This window comes from Olsenella sp. CU969 (assembly GCF_905219715.1).
GTDB lineage: Bacteria > Actinomycetota > Coriobacteriia > Coriobacteriales > Atopobiaceae > Granulimonas > Granulimonas faecalis.
In genome coordinates this window covers 19412-27355 of sequence record NZ_CAJMXC010000020.1, presented here as the reverse complement: position 1 = coordinate 27355, position 7944 = coordinate 19412, and the positions used below count along the sequence as shown (strand labels likewise).

The window sequence follows — 7944 nt, the reverse complement described above, 5'->3', positions numbered from 1 at the left end:
GGGCGCACCGTGGGGTCGTCCTCGTACTCCATGTGGTCGACGGCCTGGTCGTCGGGGTCGAGCCTGCCGCTCTTGTCGGCGATGGCGTCCGCGGCGTCCCAGACATCCTCGTTGGTGGGCGCGGTGACGTTCTCGTTTGCCTTGTAGTCCATGGGTAGGGCCTCCTTGGGTCGGTCGTTGGGGGCTTGGTACCCACTATCGGGAGGCAGGGCACCGCCCGGGACCGGATTCACAGGAGAAACGGGCGTCGCCGGGCCGCCGACCACAGGCACCGGGTCGGAGGGGTCGCCCCAAGCCGGGACATCGAACTGCCGCATCCAGATGGCGGCGGCGGTGACCGCGAGCATGGCGAACACGATCTCGACGGCGACGGTCACGTAGGTGGCCAGCACGACGAGGGGCAGCCACGCCGAGAGGAGCGGGCCGACGGTCTGGAGGAGCCAGTACAGGGCGTAGGCGTCGCCGTCACCCCAGGTGGCCAAGGCCGCGACCTGGGCGATCGCGGGGAACGCGGCGGCAAAGAGACAGAGTCCCACGGCAATGCCGATGACCACCTCGACGACGGTGCCGAGGAGATCGATGCCCAGGACCCGGACGAGGCCCGAGAAGTCGTGGCTCACCATGGTCCACACCTTGGAAAAGCCGTAGCCCGGCCCGATCCTGCCGTAGATGACGGCGCGCAGGGCCGCCACCATGATGAACACGCCGCAGACCCACTGGCCCACGAAGAGGACGAGGTTCATGAAGGAGGAGACTCCGGAACCCATGGGCGAGAACGCGGCCNTGAGCACATACACNACGGCGNNCAGCAGCGCGCCCNAGCCGAGGTNGACCACGAAGGCCGTCCAGCCTGCCTTGAAGCAGCCGCCCACGTCCACCCGGGTCTGCTTGGGGGCGGCGTCCACGCCCCAGGCCGTGAGACGGGCCCAGGCGAAGATGTAGCCCATCATGACGATGGGGCCCGCGATGGGCACGAACATGCAGAGGGCGAGGACNAGGACGGGCTTCCACCAGCCCTTGTCCTGGGTGAGCATCGCCCAGGCGCGGGACAGGTAGTGGCCGTTGCCGAACGCGGTGTCAGCCATGGAGACCCCTTCATCGAGAGCTGCGCGGTTGAAACGAGGGTACCCCAAACCGGGCCGTCCTCAGGCGCCCTTCCCGTCGGTCCCGTCGCCGGAAGGGTCGCCCTCGCCGCCGCGACAGTGCTCCAGGCGGTCCATGGTCTCCGGCGTGCCGAAGATGGCCTCGGCCGATCCGGTGGCCTGACCGGCGTCGGCCAGGCGCTCCTCGGCGGCGAGCTCCTCCTTGATCTCTGCCTTGAGCTCGTCTTTCAGCTGGGCGCGCTCCTGCTCCTCCACCCGCTTGTGGCGGNCCTGCTCGGCCACGGTGAGCGGCCGTGTGGGCTCCTGGGANCCCCGCACGCCGTGGCCGTAGNGGCTGGCGCGGTAGGGGATATGGTAGCTCACGTCGNCGGGCTGCCGCGCCTTGAGGCGCCGGGTGTAGTCGATGACCCGCGGCGTGAGGTCCACCTGGGAGGGCGTCTGGATGTTGTAGCGGAGGCTCGCCCAGCGCAGGAGGCAGCACACGGCCACGCAGGCCACCACGGCCACGCCCTTGACGAGCCCCATGTAGACCAGGCCGTAGTACGCGGCACCCGAAAGCAGGGCGCAGCAGGCGTAGAGGTTGCCCGGGCGGAAGATCTGCGGGACGTCGCCCAGGAAGATGTCGCGGAGCATGCCGCCGCCCACGCCCGTGAGCACGCCCATGAGCAGGCAGGCCACAAAGGTGAGGCCGGCCACCACAGCCTTGTCGGTGCCCGTGGCGGTGTAGATGCCCACCGAGAGGATGTCCACGACGGCGGTGATGCGGTCGATGCGGCGGAAGAGGCCAGAGAAGAAGAAGGCCACCATACCGGCCACGGCGGCCACGGGGATGGCCCAGGGGGAGTCGAGCATGAAGACGGTGCCGCGCTGCATGATCATGTCGCGGATGAGGCCGCCGCCGAGGCCGCAGAGCATGCCGAGGCCTGCGGCGCCGAAGAGGTCGNNCTTGCGCTCGGTGGCGGTGAGCCCGCCGAAGGCCGCGCCCACCACCACGGCGGCCATGTCGATCCACTGGGGCATGGCGANCACCGAGAACTGGGGGTTCAACGACGTGAAGAACGACTCCATGGACGGCTCCCCGGCTCGAGGTGTGGACTCACGATTTTGCTGTGGCACATGCGCGCGTTGTGTTATTCTAGCCGTTGCAATCGCATCTGGAGAGTTGTCCGAGCGGCTGAAGGAGCACGATTGGAAATCGTGTAGGCGGTAACCCCGTCTCCCGGGTTCAAATCCCGGACTCTCCGCCAGATTCCTAACGCNGCGTCCCACGGGGCGCCGCGCACCCTATATACGGAGGGGTGGCAGAGTGGTTGATTGCGGCNGTCTCGANAACCGTTTACGTGCTCCGCACGTACGAGGGTTCGAATCCCTCCTCCTCCGCCATTGAAAGCCGGAAGGCCCGGGGCACCCCGGGCCTTCTCCTTTTTCGGCTGCCTGTCACGTCTGTCGGGCCCGTTTGCCGTCGCCCCGCGGCGCCGCCAGCGGGAGGCCATGCCAAAGGCCTCTTTGGCATGGCCGGAGACCCCCCGACCGGGGCCGCCCATGGGCCGGGACCCCGGACAGGGCCGTCACCCGCGGTGGGCGAGGGCGTCACGCACCCAGAGAACGGCGACCACTGCCCAAGGGAGCCACGTCTCACCCNATGTNACCAAGAGGCCGCNGGGTGGGAACGAGTAGTACATCCCCTGGTACGGGATGACCCACTCCCACCGGAGCCAGAAGCACACCGCCCAGAGGAGCGTCAGGTACGTGGCGGGGTTCTTGATGAATAACCGGACAAACATGTTTACATCGACCTACGGACTTCCATNTCTCTCCTTTCGTTTATTAGAACCACGTCATTAAAATGGCAGCACAATTGCATCGAAAGATATGATGGTCCCCTAATTCTATAAACGGTCGATAAACTCCCTTGAACGGTATCTGTCGTACTTTTCGAGAAATGATTCACCACCATGGCCCACCGCACACCCGAAGGATCGCCCGCCCCCATGGGCCGCTTCACCGCGGCCGTGCGCTCGTGGTTCCTCGCCGAGTTCGAGACCCCCACACCGGTGCAGGCCGAGGCCTGGGACGCCATCCAGGACGGCGAGAACGTGCTGGCCATCGCCCCCACAGGCTCCGGCAAGACGCTGGCGGCGTTCCTCGCCGCCATAGACCGCCTGGTGGCCGACCCTCCCTCACCCGCGGAGCCCGGCGTGCGGATCCTCTACGTCTCACCCATGAAGGCGCTGGCGGCCGATGTGGAGAGGAACCTGCGCCGGCCCCTCTCCGCCATCGCCGACGAGGCCGCGGCGGCGGGCCTCGACATCGCCGCCCCCACCACGGCCATGCGCACCGGCGACACCACCCCGGCCGAGCGCCGGCGCATCGCGAGCAGGCCGCCCCAGATCCTCATCACCACGCCGGAGTCGCTCTACCTCATGCTCACCTCCAAGGNGNCCCGGGTGCTGGAACGCGTGGANACCGTGATCGTGGACGAGGTCCACTCCCTCGCCGACTCCAAGCGCGGCGCCCACCTGGCCCTCTCCCTGGAGCGGCTCGACTGCCTGCTGGAGCGCCCCGCCCAGCGCGTGGGCCTCTCGGCCACGGTGCGGCCGCCCGGTCGCGTGGCGCGCTTNCTGGGCGGCAGCCGCCCCGTACGGGTGGTGGGCGCCGGCGCNGCGCCCGACATGGACCTCTCCGTGCGCGTGCCCGTGCCCGACATGGTGCGGGTGGCCGCCCTCTCCACCCGGGCGGCCGAGCGGGGCTCCGCGGTGCCGCCGGCCGATGCCTGGAAGACCGACCGCACCATGGCGGCGGCCATGGCTGCCGGGAAGAACAGCAACATCAAGGCCTCCAAGCCTTTGCCCCGAGAGAGCCGCGTCGGCTCGCGCTCGGTGTGGCCGCACCTGGAGGCGAGAATCCTCGACCTGGTGGAGGCGCACTCCTCCACCATCGTCTTCGTCAACAGCCGCGGCCTCTGCGAGCGCCTGTGCGCCCGGCTGAACGAGCTCCACGCCCAGCGCCACGGCCTGGCCCCCGCCGCCCCCTCGGGTCCCGAGAGGGCGTTCCACTCGGCCATGGGCTCGACCGAGACCCACACGCAGCCGCTGCCCGAGGACTTCGCCCCCGTGGCCGAGGCCCACCACGGCTCGGTGTCCAAGGAGCGCCGCGCCGAGGTGGAGGCTCGGCTCAAGTCGGGCGGGCTCCGCTGCGTGGTGGCCACGTCCAGCCTCGAGCTGGGCATAGACATGGGCTCCGTGGACCTCGTGGTGCAGGTGGCGCCGCCCCTCTCGGTGGCCGGCGGCCTGCAGCGCGTGGGCCGCGCCAATCACTCCGTGGGCGGCCGGTCCCGGGCCGTCATGTTCCCGCGCACCCGCCTGGAGCTCGTGGACTGCGCCGTGGCGGCCGAGGCCATGGGGGCCGGGGCCATCGAGGAGACGCGCTTGGTGGGGAACCCCCTCGACGTCCTGGCCCAGCAGACCGTGGCCGCCGTGGCCGAGCGCCCCTGGAAGGCCGACGAGTGGTTCTCCCGCGTGACCATGGCCGAGAACTACCGCGACCTGCCCCGGGCGGCGTTCGACGCGGTGCTCGCCATGCTGGCCGGGGACTTTGGCGCCGAGGGGCTCGGGGCCTTCTCGCCGCGCCTGGCCTGGGACCGCGAGACCGGCGAGCTCACGGCGCTGCCCAACAGCCGCAACCTGGCCGTGTCGGGCGCAGGCACCATCCCCGACCGCGGCCTCTACCCGGTGTTCGTGGAGGGTGAGCGNACAGGCAGGGAGCGGCGGCGCGTGGGCGAGCTCGACGAGGAGATGGTCCACGAGAGCCGTGTGGGAGACGTCATCACCCTGGGCACGAGCACCTGGCGCATCAAGCGCATCCACGACGACCGCGTGCTCGTGGAGCGCACCGGGGCCCGGGCGTCGCGCCTGCCCTTCTGGCACGGCGAGGGCGCGGGCCGGCCCTTCGAGGACGGCCTGGCCAAGGGCGAGTTCCTCGACGCCGCAGCGGCCGGCACCCACCGGAACCGCCCCGACGGGGCGCTCGCCGTGCGCCTGGCCGCGGCGGGCCTCACGGACGANGCCACCGACAACCTCTGCGCCCTCCTGTCGCAGCAGCGAGCCTCCACCGGGGCCGTGCCGGGGGCGTCGCACCTGGTCATGGAGTACGTGGACGACGACGGGGGCGACCTCCGCCTCATCCTCCACTCGCCCTTCGGCCGGTCCGTGCACGCTCCTTGGGCCCTGGCCGTGGCCGACCGCGTGCGNCNGCGCTACGGGTTCGACCCGGAGGTCATGGCCGCGGACGACGGCATCGTCCTGCGCATGCAGCCCGCAGACGAGCTACCGGGGCNGGAGCTCTTCATGTTNGACGGCGACGTCCTCGCCCAGACCGTGCGCTCCTGCGTGGCCGACACCGCGCTCTTCTCCGCACGGTTCNGCGAGTGCGNCGCCCGCGCCCTCCTCATGCGCCCCGCGGGCTTTGGCAAGCGGGCGCCCCTCTGGCTCCAGCGTGTGCAAGGGGGCCAGCTCCTCGAGGCGGCCCGGCGCACCGAGGGCTTCCCCATCCTCCTGGAGGCCATGCGCGAGTGCCTGCGCGACGTCTACGACCTGCCGGCCCTGGAGGAGGTGCAGCGGCGCCTGCGCAGCCGGCGCACGTCCGTGACCGTGGCCCATACGGCCACGCCGTCGCCCTTTGCCGCCAACCTGCTCTTTGGCTACGTCATGGAACACCTCTACGACGACGACCGCCCCCACGCCGAGAAGGCCGCCGACCTGCTCTCCGTGGACCCGTCGCTCCTGGCCGAGCTCGTCGGCGGCGACGACCTGGCCTCCCTCGTGCCGTCCGAGGTGGCCGCCGAGGTGGAGGNCGAGCTCCAGTGGCTCGCACCCGGCACCCAGGCCGCCTCCGAGGACGACGTCGAGCGCATGCTGCGCCGCCTGGGCCCGCTGTCGGACGGCGAGGTGGCNGAACGCTGCGACGAGCCGTCCCGCGCCGTGAGGTGGCTCACGGCCCTCGCCGACCGCCGGCGCGTGTTCCGCGCCGTGGTGGCCGGCGAGGTGCGCTGGGTAGCCGCGCCCGACGCCGCCGTGCTGGCCGACGCCCTCGGGGTGGCCGTGCCCGCCTGGGCCGCGGCGGAGCGGGAGGTGTTCGCGGGTTTTTCCGGTGCCGAGGCCTCCGTCGTCGAGAGGCACCCGCTGGACGGCCTCATGGCGCGCTTCGCCGCCTGCCACGGCCCCTTCTCGGCGGGCGAGGTCGCCCGCTCCCTGGGGTGCGGGCCGGCCGTGGCTGCGGAGTCCGTGGCGCGGCTCACTCACGACGGCACATTGCTGGAGGCGCCCTTTGGCCACGATGACGACGGTGGCCCCCGCACCGCCGTGGAGGCCTNGGTCTTCCGGCGCATGCGCGCCCGGGCCCGGGAGCGGGCCGTGGGCGCGACGGCCCCCGTGGACGGCGCCACCTACACGGCCTCGCTCCTCAGTCGCCAGCAGGTGCCCCGCGCGGGCGAGGAGGCCAGCGACCCCGTGGACCTGCTCGCCGACGCCGTCGCGCTCTTTGAGGGCGTCTTCCTGCCGCCGGAGGTGTGGGAGGGCACCGTCTTCCCGGACCGCGTGCCCGGCTACCGGCCCGCCATGCTCGACGAGCTCCTGGCCTCGGGCGACGTGGTGGGGCAGGGCAGGCTGGCGCCTGCGTCCAAGGACGGCGGGCAGCGCCGGCTGGCGGCGTTCTGGCCCACCGACTCCCCCTTCGCCCCGCTGCCGGCCCCCGGCGCCGGTACCGCACCGGCGCGCCCGGAGGCGGCGGATGACGGGGGCGAGGGTCCCAGGGCGCGGGTGTGGGACATGCTGGCCCGGGAGGGCGCCGCGCCCTTCGCCGTGGTGGACGCGCGCTGCGGCGAGGCCGCGGGAGGTGCGGCGGCCGTGGCGGAGACGCTCGAGGCCCTGCTCTGGGACGGCGTCTGCCTCGTCGACTCGTTCGACGCCGCGCGGTCCAAGGCGCGCGGCCAGGTCCCGGCCCCGAGACGCCGGTCGCACAGCCGCTACCGGGGGCACGCCGCCCGGCGCGCGGCCCGGGCCCTCTCCGAGGTCCCGGCCGTGTCCCCCGCCGCGGCGACATCGGGGCGCTGGTCCCTCGNCTGCCCGAGCGACGCCTCCGACACCGAGCGGGCNTGCGCCCTCGCGGAGTCGTTGCTCGACCGCTACGGCGTGGCCTGCCCCGCCACGGCCGAGGCGGCGGGGNTCCCCGGCGGCCTCTCCCAGGTCTACCCCGTGCTCAAGGCCATGGAGGAGGCCGGGTCGCTGCTGCGCGGCGCCTTCGTGGAGGGGCTCGGCCCCCTGCAGTTCGCCGCCGTCGACACCGTGGAGGCGCTCCGCGAGGCACGCGACTGCGCAGGGGACGGCGAGGGTCCCGCGGCCGCCCGCGACCTGCGCGTGCTCTGCTCGGCCGACCCGGGGCAGCCCCTGGGAGCGGTCCTCCCCTGGCCCGACGGCACCGAGCTCCCCAAGCGCTCCGCGGACTCCTGGACGGTCTTCCTCGGTGGGATGCCCGTGCTTTGGGCGGCGCCCCGCCTCAAGACCGTGGCGCTCTTTGGCTGCGAGGACGCCTGGGGCGGCGCCGTGGCCGCCGTGCTCGACGCCATGGAGGACCGGGCGCGGGCCCAGGGCCGGTCCTGGGCCCTGGAGCGGATCGAGGTGCGGTCCGTGAACGGCAGGGCCGTCCGCGAGGGCCCCCTGGCACCGGTGCTCGCGGGGCTTGGGTTCGTCCCCACCCCCGACGGCATGCGGTTCTACCCGAAGCCGTACTGACGGGCGCCCCGCGGCGCCCGGGCCCGGGCCTGGCCGACGTTCTACGTGAAACG

3 protein-coding genes and 2 tRNA genes are annotated in these 7944 nt (G+C 72.3%); 3 read left to right on the top strand and 2 right to left on the bottom strand.

Annotated features, from left to right (window positions below; all coding sequences use genetic code 11):
- The coding region (locus JX283_RS03710; RefSeq protein WP_204829394.1) for a DUF4013 domain-containing protein at positions 1-1085 on the bottom strand (1085 nt) is incomplete at its 3' end.
- Between the two features lie 60 nt (positions 1086-1145).
- Complete coding sequence (locus JX283_RS03705; RefSeq protein WP_204829393.1) at positions 1146-2171, bottom strand: trimeric intracellular cation channel family protein; 1026 nt, start codon at positions 2169-2171, stop codon at positions 1146-1148.
- A gap of 88 nt (positions 2172-2259) precedes the next feature.
- Between JX283_RS03705 and JX283_RS03700 the strand changes: the two genes are divergently transcribed.
- The 3 genes from JX283_RS03700 to JX283_RS03690 all read left to right on the top strand — a co-directional run bounded on the left by JX283_RS03700 (position 2260) and on the right by JX283_RS03690 (position 7891).
- A tRNA-Ser gene (locus tag JX283_RS03700) sits at positions 2260-2350 on the top strand.
- Between the two features lie 45 nt (positions 2351-2395).
- A tRNA-Ser gene (locus tag JX283_RS03695) sits at positions 2396-2486 on the top strand.
- 608 nt (positions 2487-3094) lie between these two features.
- Positions 3095-7891: a DEAD/DEAH box helicase gene (locus JX283_RS03690; RefSeq protein WP_204829392.1), complete on the top strand. Its 4797-nt coding sequence runs from the start codon at positions 3095-3097 to the stop codon at positions 7889-7891.
- Positions 7892-7944: the final 53 nt, after the last annotated feature.